General features: G+C 63.2%; 8 protein-coding genes and 1 other RNA gene. 2 read left to right on the forward strand and 7 right to left on the reverse strand.

All coding sequences use genetic code 11. From position 1 onward, the window contains the following. Positions 1–198 precede the first annotated feature (198 nt). Positions 199–11,739, reverse strand: a complete 11,541-nt coding sequence (locus tag KIT79_02895; GenBank protein ID MCW5828242.1) for a hypothetical protein — start codon at positions 11,737–11,739, stop codon at positions 199–201. Between the two features lie 466 nt (positions 11,740–12,205). Beyond that, entirely contained in the window at positions 12,206–13,249 is a 1,044-nt protein-coding gene (locus tag KIT79_02900) for a hypothetical protein (GenBank protein ID MCW5828243.1), read from the reverse strand. Between the two features lie 115 nt (positions 13,250–13,364). Here KIT79_02900 and KIT79_02905 point away from each other — a divergent pair, with 115 nt between their 5' ends. Further along, the gene (locus KIT79_02905; protein ID MCW5828244.1) at positions 13,365–14,675 is read left to right on the forward strand and encodes a HEAT repeat domain-containing protein; all 1,311 of its coding nucleotides are present in this window, start codon (positions 13,365–13,367) and stop codon (positions 14,673–14,675) included. A gap of 9 nt (positions 14,676–14,684) precedes the next feature. On the opposite strand, the gene KIT79_02910 is transcribed toward KIT79_02905, so the two are convergent. The 5 genes from KIT79_02910 to KIT79_02930 form a co-directional block, all read right to left on the reverse strand. Then, positions 14,685–15,047 (reverse strand): hypothetical protein, encoded by a 363-nt coding sequence (locus KIT79_02910; protein MCW5828245.1) that lies wholly within the window; start codon positions 15,045–15,047, stop codon positions 14,685–14,687. Between the two features lie 342 nt (positions 15,048–15,389). Continuing rightward, positions 15,390–16,982, reverse strand: a complete 1,593-nt coding sequence (locus KIT79_02915; GenBank protein ID MCW5828246.1) for a hypothetical protein — start codon at positions 16,980–16,982, stop codon at positions 15,390–15,392. Between the two features lie 163 nt (positions 16,983–17,145). Next, a complete protein-coding gene (dnaX, locus tag KIT79_02920; protein MCW5828247.1) occupies positions 17,146–18,672 on the reverse strand; it encodes a DNA polymerase III subunit gamma/tau in 1,527 nt (508 codons plus the stop codon). Between the two features lie 56 nt (positions 18,673–18,728). Beyond that, positions 18,729–18,826, reverse strand: an RNA gene (gene ffs, locus KIT79_02925) — signal recognition particle sRNA small type. A 90-nt stretch (positions 18,827–18,916) separates the two neighbouring features. Then, positions 18,917–19,468, reverse strand: a complete 552-nt coding sequence (locus tag KIT79_02930) for a YaeQ family protein (GenBank protein MCW5828248.1) — start codon at positions 19,466–19,468, stop codon at positions 18,917–18,919. A 139-nt stretch (positions 19,469–19,607) separates the two neighbouring features. Between KIT79_02930 and KIT79_02935 the strand changes: the two genes are divergently transcribed. Continuing rightward, positions 19,608–20,102, forward strand: coding sequence for a universal stress protein (locus tag KIT79_02935; GenBank protein ID MCW5828249.1), 495 nt, complete (start codon positions 19,608–19,610; stop codon positions 20,100–20,102). Positions 20,103–20,114: the final 12 nt, after the last annotated feature.

The following is a 20,114-nucleotide window of genomic DNA, read 5'->3' on the forward strand; positions in this document are numbered from 1 at the left end:
CCGTTGAATCCGTCACCACGCCACACGCTCGCCCGGCTACAAGCAGCCGCACGGTCTTGCGGGTCTTGCAGGCTAGAATACCCTGAAACTCCGGGGGTTTGGGCAACCGGAAGGACACACTTAACCAAGTTTTACGGGCCGCCAGCCGCTATCCGGCTGACGGCCCGCAAATGGCCATTACAGTGATGACGCGATGCGCTACTGGTTGCTTTGCAGCAGTAGGTCGCCCAGCGCCGTGATCATGTCGTTAAACGCCGGATCCACCGACTTCACACCCAAAGCCCGGGCCGTATAGTGGTCCATAGTCTGGCCGGTGTTGGTCCGGGGGAGCTGGTTGTTGACGATCCGCGTGTAGTCCTCAAGCGCGATCAGGTCGGCCAGGACGTCAAAGAAGGCCGCATTGATGCCGTTCACGTTTCCGATCGTCACCCCTCCGTCGGCAGCCGTAAAGCCGATCTGGAGACGGCGGTCGGCAAAGTTGGCATTCGGTACTCCGTTGGCCAGCGGAGTTCCGTTGGCGGCCGTGCAGTTCTGCAACACCGTTCCGTTCGGAGTGCCCTGCCGGGGCGAGCAGTCGAAGGCGATGTTATCAACCTCGATGTGCGGACAAACGCCCGGACTCGCAATGATACAGGCCGCCACCGCTGCCTGATCGAAAATCGACATCCAGGGGCCTGCCGCCGATGAGCCAAAGCCGGCCAGCGTCACGCTGGCTCCATCGAGCCGGCCGTTCCGGTTCATGTCATCGGTGAGCAGCGGGTCGTACCGGTTCTCGTCCTCATCCGGGATCAGATCCTGGATGTCGGCGAACAGGGCGTCAGCCATCAGCACGCCGGCCGAGTATTCGATACCCCGGTAAACCACCGTTGCCGTTCCGGTGGGCGGCTTGTTCTGGATCTCCTTGGTGTACGAATCGCGCACCAGGGCAGCCAGGAACGGCAGCGCACCGGTGATCTTCGAGTTGTCGCCACCGGCAAACAGTTGCGACAGGCTGGTAAAGGCCGTTGGATCCAGGATCGGCTGGATGGGCCGCTCAACGAGCGGTCCCACGTCGCGGAACACCGCGTTCGGGTTGGCCACGTGGTTGGCGCTTCCGATATCGCACTGGGGCAGGGTGCTGGTCCCGCTTCCGCGCTGGAACCCGTTGGTGACAGCATCGCAATCGGTCGGGTCTTCCACCAGCGTGTTGATGAAGTCGGCCACCACGTCGAGCGCCGACTTGTTGGTATTCAGGGGATCAACCACCCCGCGCTGTGCGAGGCCTACCTGAACCGACAGGATCTTGTTGATGCTGCGGTCGACAGTGGGGCCAGCGGATGTATCCAGCACGATGTCATAGAGGATGGAGAGCGCCTTGTTCAGGTGCTTCGGACCTCCTGTGGCGCCGGTCAGCGTGCCAACGAGATCCTCGATCGCCACGAAGCGGCTCCGCTCCATGCGGTTATTGAGACTCGAACTGGCCGTCGCACCGAACGGCGGCTGAACACCGGCTGTCGAATCGTAATCGCGGTTCGACTCCCACTGGTCCAGAATGCCGAAAACCGTCTTCACGAGGCCCTGTATGGGGCCTTCATAGACGCCGTTGGGCGCCGCACCGAGGTTGGCCAATATGCCGCCCTGTGCGGCAGGGAACGAAGCAGCCGGCCAGTTACACTCGCCGCACACGCCCTCCTCGCCGCCGTTGACCGACTTGGCGGTCCGGCGGGTAATGCGCGACAGCGCCTTCGCCTCGATCTTGTTGCTGATCAGCGGGGCGTTGGCGGCTTCCGGATTGGCCCGGACGTCCATGGCGCTCATCGGCACCGCGGTCGTCGCCTCGGAAATGATCTGAAGCCCCGGCACCAGATTGCTGATGTATTTCTCCTGCAACATCTGCGAAACGCCGCGGAAGAGCACCCCCGGGTCATCGGACCATCCTTGCCTCGCCGCGCTGGCGGTGCCGTTGATGCCGGAAATGTTGTCCGCGCCGTCCTGGTCGCCCAGTATGGCCAGCAGCCCCTGAACCGCGAGCAACTGGTAGTCCACCGCGTCGTGGATGCCGTTGCCATCGCAGGTGGTGGCGCTGTTGATACAGTTCGCCCCGGCCGGCTCGGCCCAGCCTGATGCCGCAATGAAGTTCGGGAAGCGGTCCAGCGGATCCTCGCCGCTCACGCCCGGAACGGCCACGGCAGCCGCTGTCTGCGAGAACAGGTTCAGCGTCCCGGCGAGCGCGCTACGCGCCGCCGAATCGTTCAGGAGCGCCTGCAGGGGGCCGGTCTCGCCGGAGGACGGACCCGCCACGCCGAACATGAACGTGGACAGAATCGACGGCTTGGCCAGCAGGGTATCGGGCGTCCCGATCGTATTGATCAGGTTGCTCAGACGGCGGCTGAAGGATGACGTGGTCAGGTTCACTTCGTTGCCACCGTCGGCAAGGAAGTTGAGCTGCCGGAGCATCAGGTCCAGCCGCGAATCCCGGAAGCTGTTGGTCTGGATCGGATCCAGGCCGCCAGAGGACGACAGCCGTACGCCGAAACCGGTACCGCCGAAGGCGACACCTCCGACGCAGCCGTTGTAGGGCTCGCGCATCTGGCGGATGCGGTAGGAACATTTGCCGCCGCTGGTAAAGCCTGCCGGGTTGCGCTGGTCGCAACCGCCCATGGCAAGCGCGACCACGTTGCCCAGGTTTCCGGATGTCGTGTTGTTGAACCGTAGATATCCGCCGGTCGTGCTGGGAGTGCCATTGTGATAGGGCGCTGTCCCGGCTGTGTCACTCGACAGAATCACACCGCACGCTTCGTCATAAGGCGTGAAGGTCTGCACCACGCAGACAAAGCCGTTGACACCGACACCCAGCTGACCGAACCGGCGGCTCGGCGCGACAATGGTAAAGGTCACGCCAGCGGCTGGAACTGCCGAGAACGGAGGCGTTACCGTCAGCGTCGTCCCGTTATAGGCCGTAACGACCCGGGAACGGTTGATGAGAGCTCCGGAGGTGATTGTCAGCAGGGAGCCAACGTAGTCGCCCGCGACTCCGCTTAGCCCGCTGCCAGCGAACACGCTTGCCGTTGGCGCAGGTGCGGCTCCGACAGTACTGTTCACCGCGCTGGCCCAGTTGCCCGCGAATACGCGGAAGTTGTTGGCAACACCGCCGATGCCACCTTCGTTATCTTCGACGAACACACGCAGGTCGTCACCAGCAGTAATGACACCGCGATTCACCGGATAGCTCGCGCTGGTGGCGCCGTTCGGATTGCTGTCCAGAATGCCGCCAGCGAGACCCGGGCCGCCTGGGGCAGGCCCTTCCTGCGGGCAGAGGCCGGCACCATCGGTACTGGGTGCCGTGCCACCGGCAAGCGTGGGATCGGAAGGCGTATAGCCGCCAAGGGCCGTGTCCTTGAGGGCGCCCGAGAACGCGTCCAGCATCGTCAGGGTGACGTCCTCGGCCTGGAGCAGCAGCTCGCCGCCACGGACATCCTTTTCGCCGGAGGGGATATCCACACCGCAGGCCCGCACCGCACGGAGCAGATCCAGCACCTGCTGGGTCATGCCGGCCGCCGAAATCGCCTGGATGAGCGGAACGAGGTCGTCCACGATGCCGTCAGGCAGCGGGTCCCCGTCCCCGTCCGGATCGGCCAGCGCCCGGATCAGCGAGGTTGACCGGGTGACATCCTCGGGATTCGGGATCTTCAGGGTGCCGGTCACCGGAGCGATACTCTCGGTCATCCGGTCGAACAGCAGCACCACCTGGTTCACAGCCTGGGTCGAAGTCAGGTTGGCGATGGCCTCGATGAATTCGCGGGTGAGCGACTGCTCGAAGCTCACGATACCGGTCGTGCCGCCACCGATCTGGATCGGCTGGTCCATGATGAGCCCAAGGTCGATCATCATCCGCTGGCCGGAGAGCCAGCGCTGGGTGCCCGTCGGGTAGCCGTTGTTCTTCTCGCAGGCCGCGCCAACGCAGTTGGCGAAGATCGAGGTGAGCTGGTCGCTGTTGTTGAACCCGTAGCGGGTCAGCGTGTTGAGAATCTCCGGCAAAATGTCCAGCGTGCGCTGCGGCACGGCAAGGCCGTCACCCGCGTTCGCCTTCCGGGTTCCGGACGGGGCAGCGCCCGAGCAGGAACCGGTCGTGATATTGTTGTGGAACGCCCGGTTTCCGGCACGGTAACCGGCTGTAACGCCGGGAGTCACGTCGTCCCAGCCATTCACGTTGCTGGCGTCACCGCCTGCAATCGAGAACGCATTGGGCGCAACGACGCTGTTCGTTGCCGCTGTGGAGTTGTCATCGTCGGTATCCGGATCATCCGTAAGCGCGTCCAGGATGATGCGGATATAGGTCCGGTTGTCGGACTTGGGATCGCCTTCAGCCACGGTCGCATGGCAATCCGGCAGCGTCCGGTTCCGGTAGTCGTAATCCTTGGGATCCTTGGTCGCCGGCTGCGCGAGCTGCGCGACGATATCCAGCAGGAGTTCCATGGGCGTGCGGCCCTGGAACCACGCCTCGCGGCAGACGTCGGTATTCACCGACAGGAGCACCGGATCGAAATCCTCGCCGCCAGTGTCCGTGCCGATCGGCGTCAGGAGGACGTTCAGCGCGTCCACGGTCACGTCTACCGGCGTCTTTTCGCCGGTATCGAAGGTGCCGTTCAGGTTGCCGTCGATCCGCGACTTGCTGAACTCCATCAGCACGCGCAGGAGCGGCGGGTTCACCGTGTACGGATTCGGGCTGAGCGTGGTCGTGAAGGGCTGCTCGGAGATGTTCCCGGTGTACTGGAAGGCCGTGAAGTCCGAGATGCCGGACCCGGGATCCAGAACCGAGCTGAGGTTCAGCAGCAGGGTCGGGAACCGGGAATCCTGCAGGAGCGTGTCCAGCGGGGTTTCCAGCTTGTCGATGATCGACTTCTGCTCGTTGGATCCGGGAGGGACAAGCACACCACAGGCCGGGTTTCCGCAGCCGCGCGGATTGTCGTCCGGGTCGTTCGCAAGCGTATGAATCAGCGACAGCGTCGCCTCGATCGCGTTGTCGGCGGTCGGGTTCGACGGGCTGCCGAAATTGATCGTCACCGGCGTCCGGTCGTAGGACAGCGCCGCGATGGAGCGGAGCAGAAGGTTCAGCCGCGTGTTCTGGCGGGTGGTCGGCGAGGTCATGCTCACCAGGTTCGGGTTGGTGAAGCTCGGCTCCTGGAGCAGGTTCTGGAACATGTCCTTGGCGATGAAGCTCTTGGCCTCGATGTTCGTGGCGCCCTTGGGAGGACCGCCCGGATCGCCCGCATCGTTGTGTTCCTGCAGGAGGAAGTTGACGAGGTTCAGCACCTGCGAGACGAACTCGGTACCGTCATTGGCATCGTTGTTGTCGGCCAGCTCGGCAAACAGGTCCAGCGAGCCCTGGATGTTCCGGCCCCGCGTGAAGTTCAGCATCTGGGCGGCCGTCGTGGCGGTTGCGGCGCACGGATCAGCTACGCCGTCGTTGGCCGGACAGAGCAGCGAAATACGGTCGTAGGTCGTTTCCGCGCCGTTGGAAATGTTCCGCATACCCTCTTCAATAAGGTGCAGGATCCCCTGGATCGCCTCGCGCTCGCCGCCGCGGCCGTCGGCGTCAAGGTCGGCGAACAGCATGATGTCGGCCAGCTCGATCACGGCGTTGAGCGCCGGACCTGCCGGAGGAGTGATCCTGAACTCGCAACCGCCGCCACAGTCGGTCACGCAGTTGGCTGACCAGTTCGTCGTCACCAGCACCGTGTTGCTGGTGATCGACACCACTTCAGCCGTCGATGTGTTGCAGGAACTTCCCGTCTGCGTGATCGTCACGATGTCGCCGGGCTGCACGTTCACGACCGACGTCGGAACCGCACCGACCGGCTGGAAGCTGCCGGTCGCGGAGGTCACCGTCGTCGCTGTCAGCACGGCATTGGTGCCGGAAACGCGCGGCCGGGTGGAGGCGTTCTTCATCCGCAGCGAATCGCCGTAGTCCAGTGTCGCCTTGATGGCGTCAAAGGTTTCCTTGACCGGGCCCGCGTTGGCGAAGCAGGTGTATGCTTCCTGGGCATGGGGACCCACATTGCAGGCGGCACCTGTTTCGTTGGGATCCCGGAGCAGTTTCTCCATGAAGTCCGACATCTTGCTGGCATCACCCTGATCCGGTCCGCTCGGGAAGTTGGTCCGGGCCTTGGGGTCCAGAATCCGCGTGTCGTCCAGAATCGGGAGGACATCGTCAAATACGCCGTTATCCAGAAGGATGCGGACTACGTTGGCCAGCGTGACGGCCGTGGACTGGGCCGAGCCGGAACCGTCCGGATCGGTCAGCACCGTGCCGAGCAGGCTGCCGAACTTGTCGCGGGAATCCAGATAGAAATTCGCGCGCGTGTTCACCGTCGCACTGATCGGCTGGTTCGGATCACCCAGCAGCGTCGCCATCCGGTAGTTCAGGTTGTAGAGCACACCGGACGTCGAAACCTGGTCCAGCGCCAGGGTACGCAGGCCGGTTGAGTCACTGAGCGCGCTCACCAGCGCCGGGTTGGTCGACAGCACTCCAAGCGCGCCGCCAAGAAGGGCGCCGGCCGTGGATTCAACCAGCGAGAACGAGGCCTGCGCCGTGCTGCTCCGGTTGCCGCGGTCCACGGCGAAGGAGACAATTTCGTAGGTCAGCGGGCTGCCAGGAGTGCACTGGTTGTTGGGATTCCCGTCCTTGTTGGTGCAGGAGAAGTCGCAGGTCAGCGGCTGGACGCCCAAGGGTGCCGCCCGCGTCGCCGCGGTCGCCTGCCCGAGCGCGTTGACGCCGCTCAGGGCCGATCCGGCCGTGCAGCTATAGCCCACACCGGCGGTGTTGTCGGCGTTGTCCAGGCTGGAGGCCCGGTTGGCGCCCTCGGCCACGCCGCTGCCCGTGTATGCAAAGTGTTCGGTCGCCGGGACGATCACGAACGTATCGCCGACGAGAACGTTCTGCGGATAGGCGGGGTTGACGGTAATCTGGCCGCCGACGGTCGAGGCCGTGATAGAGCGGGTCACACCCAGGTTCTGGGCGGAACCGCCGCCGGTCGTGAGGAACCGGACTTCACGCCCGACACACTCGTTGACCGCCCTGCGGCAGGCGTTGGTCGCCGTCGTGCTGGTGAATACCGTCGGACTTGCGCCAGTGGTGACCGAGTAGACAAGACCTTCACCGTTGGAATCGCTCCGCTTGACACTGATGTAGGACCGCGGGTTCGACACCGACGTACCGAAGAACATGGACGAGTCGGTGATGAAGACGATCGGATTGACCGACTGCATTTCCACCGGGTCGAGCGACGACGGATCCACGAAGATGCCCTGGATCACGATCGCGGGCGGCTGCGTGTCGCGCAGCACCGGAATGGAGTAGTTCCGCTCATTGCCGAGCGCATCGGTGGCCTTGAACGAGAAGGTGTTGACGCCTTCGGCAGGCACAACGAGGTTGTTCGCCATCCAGATCCAGGCGGCCTGATAGAACATGCCCGTCGCGCTCTGCGACAGCACCCGGTTCAGTGTCAGGCCGGTGCCCGTGCAGGCTCCGGCGGCATTGGTCGTGCAGCCCTCGATCTGGTACAGGCCCACGTTGGAGCTCTGGTTCGGATCGAGGGAGGAAAGCGAGAGGGCATCGCCCGGCCGCAGGTTCAGGTTCGTGACCGCCGTGCCGGTGACGATCTGGTTCGTGCCGCCGCCGCCCGAAGCCACCGTGCCCAGCACGTCGCTGGAACCGGCCGAATCGCGCGGCATGATGTCGAAGTTCGTGAACACGCCGCCGCTGCCGTTGACCAGCACCGTGGGCGGCAGGCCCTCCAGCGTCAGGTAACGGCCCGAGAAGGATACCCGGTCGGCCGAGACGATCGTCTGGCTGAGCGGCGGAATGGTCCCCGTGGGCAGGCCGGAGAAGGTCAGCGCGGAGGTCTGCTCGCTCGGAGCACCGCAGTCGCCGAAGCGTCCGTTGGCGCTCGGATCGTTTTCACACGGATCACCCGTGGCACCGCCAATTTCAGGAGCCTGCGTGCGGATCACGATGGGCGAGTTCGTGTTCGGCGTGAAGTCGTCCATTTCGCAGGCGAGGATCTGGGTGCCTCCAGCGTTGCGCGGGACGTTATCCACGATGCAGTCCAGCGCGAACGCCGGGGGCGTCGTCGTGGCCGCCTCGAAGTGCTGGACCGTGAAGCTGTGGGTGGCCGAATTGCCCGCCTGGTCCCATCCGGTGACCGTGAAGCTGGTAATACCGCCCGGCCGGAGCGGCACATTGTCGTAGTGATAGTAACCGCGGTCGGCGGTAGAGGGCGCCGTCACATCCGCGTCGGTCGCCGGGATCGGGCTGCCACGGGCATCGGTACCGCCCGAAATGGCGAAGGAGTCGTAACCCAGGTAGTCGGACTGCACACGCACGTAGGTGCGCCCCGAATCCCGCGAGGTCGTATCGTCCACGGTGATGGTGCCGGGGACAAAATCCTTCACAAGGCCGCGGATCGCCACCGTTGAGGCGAATGTCTGGTAGGCACCCGCACCGGGATTTGTGGCGCCCTGGGCCCATACCTTCTGGCTCTCGAAACCGGTGGCCGCCAGCGTGCCGTTTCCGTACTGCGACAGAAGCTGCGGCGGAGTACGGTCCACGATGAGGTTGGTCGTCGCCGGGTAGTGGCAAAGATCGGTGGCGCCCGCCGAGGTGCAGGAGCTTCCGTCGCGGGTGGCGTTGCCAGTAGCGTCGTTCGCCCGGACCTCGAAGACGGTGTTGCCTTCGGTGAGATCCAGCACGGCCGTGTAGCAGATGGCGGCAAAGGAAGTGCCAATGCTTTCGTGGTTCAGCGTCACGTTGCTCGGGTTACAGTTGCCGCCCCAGTAGGGCGCCACGATGATCTTGGGGTTGCTGGAAACGAGCGCGCCGGTCGCCGCCGCGCCGCGCATGACCGCCGCGGCGGGCGTCGCCGCCACGGTGGGGATACCCGCGCCGGTATCGCCACGGGCAGTCATCGCCTTCAGCCAGCCATTCCAGGCAGTGCCGCCAGCCAGATTGGTCGCCGCAAACGCCGAGACGTTGGAGGCGCCCGTCGTGCCACGGGCAACGCTGGCATAGACCCACTGGGAGGCATCGGTGCTGGTATTGATCATGTTCGCCACAGCAGTGGCCGTGGTGCCCGGAATGGGCGTATTCACCGTCACCACGATATTCGGCGCGGTTCCCGACACGACGACGCTGGGGGTGGCATTGTTGACGTACGCAACCTGGATGCTGTTTCCGTCGGTCCCGGCCGCCCTCGCCCGGACCCGGACCCGGCCGTTGGCATCAGCACCGGCCGTGAACAGGGTCGCGTAGTTTCCGTTGTTGACCGCATCGATAATTTCCTCGGCGGTCGAACGGGCCGTGGCACCCGACGTGCGCTCCAGGTTCACCGTGACCGTTCCGGGCGTTCCCGCCACAGTAATGCTCTGGCGCGTAAAATCTGCTCCGGGAAGCACGTACGAAACCGTCGCACCATTGCGTGTCGTGTCGCCCGCCGGACCATGGAACCGGATCGCATCGTCCGTGACGCCGGAATCGTCCACGACGATCTGCGTGGGAGTACCCACCGTGCCGCTCCGCGAGATCATGGTCGTGGTCTCGCTCGTGACCGATGTCTGCGTGTTGGTGGACTTGACTGTCACGCTGGTGACGTTCGATCCCCTGCCGCCGGTAAAGCTGGCCAGGGCGACGCCGCCGCTGACGGCGTTGCCCGCGCAAGGCTGGATCGAGCACTGGGCGGTCACCAGGTTGCGGGCGCCCGGATGGTTGTTGATGAGGTTCACCACTGTCTGGGCAGGTGTGGCATCGGGGAAGGTCACCGTGATGTCGAGATTGTTTGCGCCCCCGATCGTGACGGCGGCCGCGCCGACGGTCTTGGTCACGGTAAGCTGGTTGCCCCATGCCCCCGGTGCATTGGCCCGGAGCAGCACGTCATCTGCACCACCAGCCGCGCCATTCGTGATTTCGCGTGTCGCCGCGCCCTGCGGCGGTGCGACAGACGTGCCATCCCAGATCACGCCGGAAACGGTCGCCTGATTCACGAAGCCATGATTGCGCTCCGCGAAGCTCTGGCCCTTGGTGGTGGTTCCGGACGTCTGGAACCGGAGTTGCTGGACGTCGGCGTGATAAATACCGTACGACACCCCCGTTCCCGCAGCGGTCAGGGGGTGGGAGAGGTTCATCGTGCTCAAGGGAGCGCCGGCCCTCGGCAGCGCCGGCACGATACGGCGGACATCGCCGCCGTTCACTCCGCTCTGGATCACGAGCAGGTCGTTCTGGGCCACGTTGAGGGCGGCGAAGTTCTTCTTGGTCGAGGAGGCCGTCGTGCCGCCCGCGCTCACGTCCAGATCGGCAAAATGCTGGATGTAGCCCACCGGTCCGAACGGAAGCTGCGTCGGGAAATCGCCCACCATCAGCGGCGAAGCGATGGATGTGCCGTCCGCTCCGCCGGTAAGATTGCGCACATCGCCCGACGGGTTAGTGAATCCGCAGCCCGTCAGGTTGTTGGTCACGCCGCTGCTTTCATCCTGCACTGTAATGGCATTGCCGGCCGCGCCACGCACGAGCGACCAGACACGGAAAACCGTGCTGCCTCCGGTAAAACTGGTGACGGCGCTGCCGTTATTGGCGAACTGGTCGGCATTGACCGCCGCCACGATCCGCTGCGCCACCAGTTCCTGGTTCGCCGCGTTGTTGGGCGATGCATCCTGGAAGTGGGTGCCGACAGTGTAGGTGCGGCCTGCGATGACGAAACTCTCGCCTGCATTGAAGACGGAGTTCGCCACGGTGATGTCGCAGAAGGCGCGCGTGAAGGCGGTGTTCAGGACATGCGGCGGGATCGAATCGCGCGTTACCAGCAGGTCGCCCACATCAGGACTTGCCGGCGCGGCGAACGGAAGGTCGCAGTTGCCCGCGCAGTAGTTCAGTGTCGTGCCAATCCGGACTTCCGAACCCAGCGTACACGCCGAGTTTGCACAACGGAAAAACTCCACGCGGATCACGTGAAGCGTATCCCCGGACACCGCCGGATCAACTGTCAGGTCGACGGCTGGAGAGGCGTTCCACTGGCGCTGTCCGGAAGCGGCGAGAATCCGTGAGCCTCGGCAGTTGGCGAGAGCAGCATTCAGGTCGGCGGGATCACCGCCGACACCCAGCGCGCCAGCCGATGAAGCCGGAACCGTCGCCAACGCCGGACACGCCAGGACGCCGGTATAAACGCCGTCAGTAGTATCATTCTGATAGGTATTGCCTGTATCGAAGATGCGGCGGTCCTCGGTGCCGAATGATCCGCCCGTGGTGTTGTTGTACGGCGGACGGTCCAGCCAGGCGATCACACGGATGGCATTCGCGAGATGCGGATTGCCCGCCGACTGAACGGCAGCGCCCGTCATGGCACCACCCACTGTCAGCGTGTCGAACACGGTATTCAGCGGAATGACATTGCCGCTGGATACGTTGTACTGGGGTTCGCTGATCGTGCCGATGGTGTCGCTGCCGTTCTTGATGTCGATCGCGCTTCCCGCCGTCTCCGGTGCCCGGGTAACGAGCTGCGCCTCGTCCTGCGCGTCATGCTCACCCTGCTGCCCCATGCCGCAGGCGGCGGCTCCCAATGCCAGCACCATCGCCAGCGCGCTGTTTCTGATTGCCCCGATGATCGTCCGCATAGTCGCTCCTGATTTCACCCGCACGAAGCAGGTCCGCGCTCCATCTGCGCCGGTTCCGCATCCACTGTGCTGTCCGGCTGTTCTGTTCTTCGCGTCCATGTTCGTGCTCCTTAAAACGGCTTCCGTATTCGCACACATGCCGGCACGGTTACCATTTAAGGCACCATCGCCGGGGAAGTCCCGCCTCGGTCCAGTCGCAAACAGGGCTGTGCTTGTTGCAGAACAAAACACAGACCTTCGGCTGACTTATTAAAAGGAATTATAAGGAGGGAACATCAACGATGCAAAGGATTTAACCGTCCGTAACTGCCCGGCTTTACGATTGTTTTCAACGTGATGCGCCTCATTCGGGTGAGGCGTGTCCGGGCGGGCGGACACGCCAGACAGCGCATCGCGTTATAGCCGCGCAATACCTCGACCAACTACCCGGAACTCCAGCGGACTTCCAGGCTCACTGTTGATGCAAAACGTGACAAGGCACTTATTATCCAAAATCCGTGATTCGGCATCGAGTAGCCAATAAAGTTATCCACATTCATCTGACGCATTCCGTCAGATGCCCGTTTCAGTCCCAAACGGCGGCCACCGGCGTGAAAAGCGAGAGCGATTTCCCCAAATGTGTGGCCGAGACGAGCCCCACGAGCGATCCGTCAAGCGAGATGACCGGGCCTCCCGAATCCCCCGGACGCACACGCTGGTTGAGCACAAAAAAGGGAATTGCGTCCTGGGCACCGGACCGTCCGATCACTGTTCCTACCACCGGAACGTATACCCAGGCGTCGGTGGCGCTCATGCACTCACCCTGGGCCTGCGGCGGGCGGCGGCACATGTGAACGGCAAAATGAACCTGATCGAACTCAGCAGGTGACCGGACAGCGCCGGGACGGGCATCTTCAAGAAGCCGGTGGGCCGCAGCTTCCGGAGAAATCCGCGGAGCGCCGGTCCCCGACTCCCGGGTGGCCGAGATTTCCAGGCACCGCGAGGGAAGCCCGCCCCGCACCAGTTCATAGCCGGCCAGATCCAGAACCCCTTCCCTGCCACCCAGACGTCCTGCCGGATTCTCCAGCCCGTCTCTCCGGCAAACCGTATGTTCGAACACGACCAGCGCCGGCGCCTGCTCCGGCACCAGCAGGGCGTTCAGGGGATCGTACCGGTAGCGAACCAGATGAACCCATCCCTCACCTTTCAGTTCGGCCACGCAGTGTCCGGCCGTATAGAGGCGAACGTCGTCACCGCGGCGGACAAGATAGCCCGTGCAGCGGCTGACACGTTCATTCCGGCCGTGAACGATGATGAGCGACACCAGCCCACGTGCCAGGTTGTCCAGTGGCGCAGCCGCACCGGCACCAGCTGTCTCCAGGAAACCCTCGAAAATGGACTGGGCCAGGGCGAGCTGCCTGCGCAGCTTCTGCTCGGTCGCCTGCCCGTCGTCGATGCAGCCCGAAACGCCCTGCACGAGCGTCTCCCGGTCGCGGTAGCACCGTTCCAGCGCCGCCTCCACCTCGCCCAGCCGCGATTCCGCCGGCTGTGAAGCGGCCTGAACGGGCATTTCGGGCGTCAGGCGGCGCGGCGAACCACTGCTCCGTCCCCAAATTGCGAACAGGCTCAAACCCGCAACCAGTCCAACAGCAAACGCCATCCACGTGCGAAACCCCGCCTTTCCGTCCGGCCTCCCTGTGTCTCCGTTTGCCTTGGCTCGCTCCATCGGGTTCCCTTGCGCAAGCATGACCTCTCCGGCCACAACTTCCCACCCGTCCGATTCGCCTCCCCCCTCCCGGCTTGCCTGGCGGGTCACGCCGGCAGGCCTCGCCCTGATCACTACGCTGGTCTACTTCGGAGTGCTGTCGGGCCTGTGGACCCTGTTCCGGCGGGATACTTTCCAGAACTACTTTGACGGATACGTGCGGGCCTCAAGCGAAACCGTCCGCCGCCGTTACCGCGCCAAGTTCCAGCAGTCTGCGCCACACGACTCGGACGGCCGCCTGCTGGCGATCCTTGAGGCGCCGGACTCGACGCAGGCGGAACGCCTCGCCGCCACCGAGCTTCTGGGCCGAAGCGGGGCCACTGATATCCTGCCGGTGCTCATCCGGCTGGAGCAGCAGTCGCAGGAGCCCCAGATCCGGCTTGCCTCCATCATGGCAATGGGCTCGGTGCCGTCGCATGAAGCCCGTGCGGAACTGGCCCGTTTGCTCGCCTCGGAAGACAGGGAAAGCCGGATTGCCGCCCTGAAAGCAATCCGCATGCACCGGCGTCAGGATCTGGGCGATTCCCTGCGCGAACGACTGACTGCCCCAACCGCTGACGAGCGCCTGGCGGCGGTGGCTGCGGCATCAGTTACCGGCGGCCTTGAATCCAGGCTTCTCGGTGTTTTCCGGTACGATCCGGACCCGGCAGTCCGGCTGGCCGCCGCCGGCAGCCTGCGGGAACTGCCCCGGCACGGGGTTATCCAGACACTGGCCGCCGCCGGTGACGGCTGGGTCCCAGTCCAGCCGGATCTGCCCCGGCGGCGGGTGAACCACATCCAGCGGATGCTGGAGGGTTCGTTCCTGTTCAGCATCGAGGACGCACTGTCGCAGCTCCAGGAAGGCGATCCTGATCTCGATTGCGAGGCGGAAGCCTGCCGGGCCGAGCGGGATTTCTACCGCGATCTGCTCCGGCGGCGGTCATCAGCCCGGATGGATATCATCGGCTTCCAGAAGGGGCGCCAGTCTCTCTACTTTGTGACCGGAACCTGGCTTACGGGGAACGTGAACCGGTACGCGGTGCTCGCGATGGTGCATGGCGCAGGCGAGCGGGACGCGGCATTCACGATCCGGGAAACACCGATTGGCATGCTTGGCCGCGGCGGACCGGCACCGGGAAACAGGCCAGCGCTGGGACAGGTGCTTTCGGTAACCGGCACCCTGCGCGACGACAGCATCCGCGTGGAGATACTTGAACCGGACGGACGGCTGGCAACCTATTCGTTCCGTAACGGCGTATTTCACAACGTGGCCGCCGATCCCCCGGCCAATGGCGGAACGACTGTCCCCTGAAGCAAAAGCCTACGCGTAGCAGAGCGTTGAGTTACCGAAGAACGCCTCAAGGCCCTGCCGGTCAACCAGGGGACTGTCGCTTTCGGTCAGGTCAACGCCGATTCGCTCATGGCCGGTAATGATCACACCCCGCCGCTGCATGTGCTGGAGAATGCTGACTGCACCGGCGTCCACGAAGCTGGCAAGGGTGAGGTCTATCTCCAGACCTTCGGCGTCGTCGACAATCTCGTCGGCAAGAAACTTGAGGGCGGCGGCGGACTCCTGGACCAGTGAGCCCTCAACTTTCCAGACGCGGATATCACGCCGGTCACGGCGGGGCACCTGGCGCACGGCAACTTCCGCTGGACAGGACAAATAAAGGATCGAATGCATGCTGGTCCCCTCCAAATTCGTGCAGGGCTGGCCGGCCTCTGGGGCTCACCTCTGCACTTGGGGACTAACAAGAACCGTGCCGTCTGACGGGAGATGCTGCGGGTATGCAGAAATGCGGACTGACGAGCATTTTCAGAACCTAAACGGCCCCAAACCGCCCGTCTGCAGTGAACCCTCACCGCAATAGTCAGGTTCAGTGACGCCTTTTGCGAACAGTCCAGTACAAGTCACGCATCCCTTGCGTGATATTTGTCGCATCCGGCGGGGAAATATTCATCATGGCGAAGAGATATCTGCGCCAGACTGTTTAATTGTGGAATGGTCCCGAAGAGAGCCGCGTCACTATTTTCTGGCTGCGTAAAAATCGGTCCACAGCGATTCCGACTTGCGGATCCACTGGGGCGGCGGCTTGTTGCGGTCAAAAATGAGCTTCTGGTCGGGCTCCTTGGAGGCGATGATATGGTAGCTGTAGTGACCGCCCGGCTTCAGTCCTTCAGCAGGGTGGTTGAGCTGGGCCTGCATTTCGGGGGGCAGATTGATCCGTTCGATCGTGTAACTCGTCTGGTTGGTCACGGCGATCAGCACGGTCGAGCGCTGCTGATGCTCATCGATATAATGCAGCGTCAGCTGGTATCTGTTGGCGTCCTCGAACTTGTCCCACTCGATCGTGGGCCGGAGATCCACGTTTCTCTGGCCGTTAACCGGGTACTTCGGCTTGACCGAGGAAACGATCTGGATGTCGGGCAGTACCGCCTTCTGGCCCGCAATCACCTCGTAAATGGCGGAAGGCGCACCGGGGATCAGGATCGCTCCGCCCTGCATGACGTCGAGGATCGTGTCCCCCGGCTGGGGCTGCATCTCGATGACCGAATAGACCCCTTCCTCCAGCGGTATCTCGAAGTTGCCATCTTCGTCGGTCTTCGATTCGAGATAGGGGAACGTCTTGCGCTGCCCGGACTGCCGCTCCACCCTGTCGATGGTGATCCTGAAGGTCACGCTCTTCACCGGAAGTCCGCTCTTGGTGATACGTCCCGCCAACACCCCCATTTTCCGGTTCAGCTCCATCATGGTCGCGGCTTCCCGGGCCTTCACAGCCAGAATCGCCTGTTCGGTATTGGAAACACTGAAGCTGACCGGCTTTGACGTGGTCTTCAGCGAGCCGTCCTCGTTGAATACCATCAGCGTCCAGCGGTACACGCCGCCCGGATTGAGGGAGCGTGTCGGATGCTGCGGATTCAGGGCGCGGAACGCCTCCGTGCCGAGGGGGCGGCCATACGCATCTGCGAAAGCAAATTCCCACTCGCTCGCTTCGGCCTCCAGATACAAGGTGGCCGTCGCCGCCCTTGAGCCGGTCTCGAAATAGGCCAGATCGATCACGTACCGGCTGGCGTTGGGATATGGCACCCACTGGAACTTTTCGTCCGGCATGATGATGGAGCCTTCCAGCGGACCCAGTATGCGGCCCGCCCGGCCCACCCGCACAGCCTTCATGTCAAGCAGGCTGTCGGCCACCACCAGGTCACGCCCCACAGGCGAGTCCTTGCGGATGATTTCCAGGCTGTCGTTTCCTACCTTGAGAAACTGGGGGTCTTCTGCCGCGTTGACCAGACGATAGGTACCCGGCCGGAGCATGATCTTGTAGTACCCCTGGGCATCGGTTTCGAGCAGATCCCGGACGACCCGGCCGTCCTTGTCCTGCACCTGAAGGTGCACTTTTGTCCGCCGGACCACCTCATTGTTGATCATCACCTGGCCATACAAACCGCCTTTAGGCCGCGTCAGTGTCCAGACCGACACAGCCACAGCCACCAGGGCAGTGAGCGCCAGCAGGATGGCAAGCGGACGGCGGTTTCCACCAGGAGCACTGACCTGCCGGGAGAGCTCGGGGGCATCGGGAGGTATTTCACCGGGTTGTTTCTGGTCTTTATCTGTCACGAAAATGATTTTCCTTCACGGCCGGACGGGAAGCCGGCGTCCATTGAGCAGACACCTTGCGGCGGCAGACACGAGCCGCCGCCTCTCACAGCCACTGGCCAACTCTCTAACCGGGCGATTATGGGGAGCACTGTCGAAACCGGTCAAGACACCCATCAATGAATCAATCTTCATTCTGGTTCCGTATGCGGATATCCACCGGCTCGGCCACCTCAATAAGTTCCCGCACCGCCGGTTCAGTCCGGGCAAGATCATTGACCGCCGGTGTCCGGGCGGCTGGCTTCGCGGCAGCAGTCGCTGGTGCCTGACGTCTGTCACCTCCATCGCGAACCGTACTGTTTGCCTGACGCTCTGGCGGAGATGCACGGACCGGTGCAGGAGCAGGCACAGCAGGACGCCGGGAGGCATTCCCGTTTGACCAGCGGTTAAGGATCTCCGCGCCGGGGATGTTCGCAGATGCCGTCGCCGGGGGGCGGCCGCCTGCCTCACGCGCCGGTGACGGTGTGCTGTTGTGTGACTGCTGGCCTGGAACTCCGGCAGCAGGCGGCCCGCCAGAAACCAGTCCCGCCAGTTCAGAGGAAGCAAGAGCTTCCGGCAGCTCGGCCATCCGCACCAGAGTGACCTCCAGAACGGCCCGGGGATGGCTGGTCCGGGCGAGGGTGTCTTCCGCCCGCTGGCAGATCTGGAACAGGTGATCGAGATGCTGGAGCGAGTGGTTCTCTGTCAGTTCCCGCAGGCGTTCGATCTCATCGGTCGTCAGGTCCAGCACATCGCCGGGCATTTTCACCGACTTTACGACGATGGCGTTGCGGAGCATCCACAGAAGGCGTGAGTGAAAATCCTTCACGTCGAGCCCATAGGAGTAGACCGTTTCGACAACCTCCAGGATCTGCGCCGAACTGCGTGTCAGCACCCCGTTGACTGTTCGCCAGAGCAGATCCCGGTCGGCAAGCCCCAGAAGTGCCGTTACCTCATCTGCTGTTACCGCCCCTGCGGAATCCTTCCGGGATGAGGCAATGAGATCCACCAGAGCGAGCGAGTCCCGCATGCCGCCCTGCGATTCGCGGGCGATCACCTTGAGCGCTTCGGCGTCGAACCTGAGGCCTTCCGCCCCTGTTACCCTGGCAAGCTGATCTACCTGGACCTGCACCGGAAGACGCCGGAACTGGAACCGCTGGCAGCGGGACCGGATGGTTTCGAGCATCTTGTGGGGCTCGGTCGTTGCGAACATGAAAATGACATGGGGCGGCGGTTCCTCAAGCACCTTGAGCAGCGCATTCGACGCCTCGTTAGTCAGCATGTGCGCCTCGTCGATCACGAAAATCTTGTATTTTCCCCGGGCCGGGGCGAAACGGGCGGCTTCACGAAGCTGCTCAGCGTCTTCCTTGCCGCGATTGGAGGCGGCATCCAGCTCGATCACATCAACCCCGGTGGAGCGGGTGATCTCGACACAGGACTCGCAGCGATTGCAGGGAATACCGTTGCTGTTTTCGAGGCAGTTGAGCGCTTTCGCGAAGATGCGGGCGATGGATGTTTTCCCGGTGCCGCGCGATCCCGAGAACATGTAGGCATGGGCTACGCGCCCGAGCTGGATGGCGCTTTGAAGCGTATTCGTAATGTGTTCCTGCCCGACGATCTCCTCGAACGTCTGGGGCCGGTATTTCCGTGCCAGTACCAGATAGGATGACATCGGGTCAGTTCTCTCCGTTGCTATGCGGGCAGGAATGCCGCCGCCAGACCACCCCCGAAGGCCGGGCCACTGCAACACACAGGAGGCTCGAGTGCCGTTGCTTCCTTCCGGACCTGGCGGGGTTCGTCGGCTCGCTGTTGTGCAGGGTCCGGCCATCGCGGGAGGCCGGGCGGCAGGGGTTCCATAGCATCCGGAACCACCGGGGGCGAGAGTGATTTTTCCCCGCGGATTAACCGTCAGCGAATCAGCTTTCCGCCATCTTGCGGAAAACCTGTGTCTGGGCCCAGTCCCCGTTCATGGTCAGCTCAAGCGTGTCCTCGCCAGCCAGATTGCACACCACATCATTTTTATCAGTCAGGAGCCGGAGAAACCGGTCACAAAAACCGTCTTCAAACCAGACGAACCCGACCCTGCTGCTCCGTTCCACATGCCGGCGCACCTGCTCCCGGACGCTCTGGATGGCGCGTTCGCTCTGGTGCAGGACATACACCCGCGCCGTTGAATACCTCCGCGTCACCTTGTCCAGCTTGCGGGCACTGGTATTGCCCACCTCTATCCAGGCGTGGACCGTTCCATCCAGCCGCTGCACCACGAGATCCGGGCGGTAGTCGGGATCGACGTCCTGCTTCTCAACCGACAGGTTTTCATGGTGGAAAAGACACCAGGCCAAAAACTTGAGCAGTATGTGGAGGTCGCTCTCCTCGGGCGCGCTCCGCCCCAGCACCACCTTGCCCCGGAAAACCACCTGGTAATCATGAGTCAGTTCGAGCTGGAAATTGAACGTGGAAATGGCCATTTAAAAGACACCCGGGACAGTAAAAGCGGCCTTACCCTGCCCGCTTGTGGCGAATCAATTCCTTATGAGATACATCATTCCGGTCCGCGACGGATTCCGGATATGTAATTCGCCGGACGCGCAAGGAGCATAAACCGTCATGAGCACTTTCACGCCGAAGCAGGTTCTGGTTCCGGTCGATTTTTCCGACTTTTCCGCCTACCTCCGGGATGTCGCCATGGATTTCGCCGAAGAATGGGGATCCGACCTCACCTTCCTCCACATCGTTGAACCCGTCTCTGGCTACACGCTGGCAATGGCCGGGCTGTCGGCCGGGGATGATATTCTGGAGCGGGTCGAAGAGGGCTCCCGGACCGAGATGGAGAAATTTCTCAAACCGGTTGCCGCCCGGGCCAAGAAGTCGGGGATCAAGGTCCAGGGCCGGGTCGTGCCGGGATTGCCCGTCCAGGAGATCCGGCGAATAGCCGAGAAGATCAAGGCGGACCTGATCGTCACCACCACCCACGGACGCACGGGACTTGCCCATGCGCTGATCGGTTCGGTAGCCGAACGGCTCGTGCGCGAGTCGCCCATCCATGTGCTCGTGCTCCGGGCACCGCTGCTATTGTCCAAGCAGCCAAAGAAGAGAAAGTAGCCGGCGAATCCG

It is taken from the genome of Deltaproteobacteria bacterium, assembly GCA_026129095.1.
Taxonomy (GTDB): Bacteria; JAGRBM01; JAGRBM01; order JAGRBM01; family JAHCIT01; genus JAHCIT01.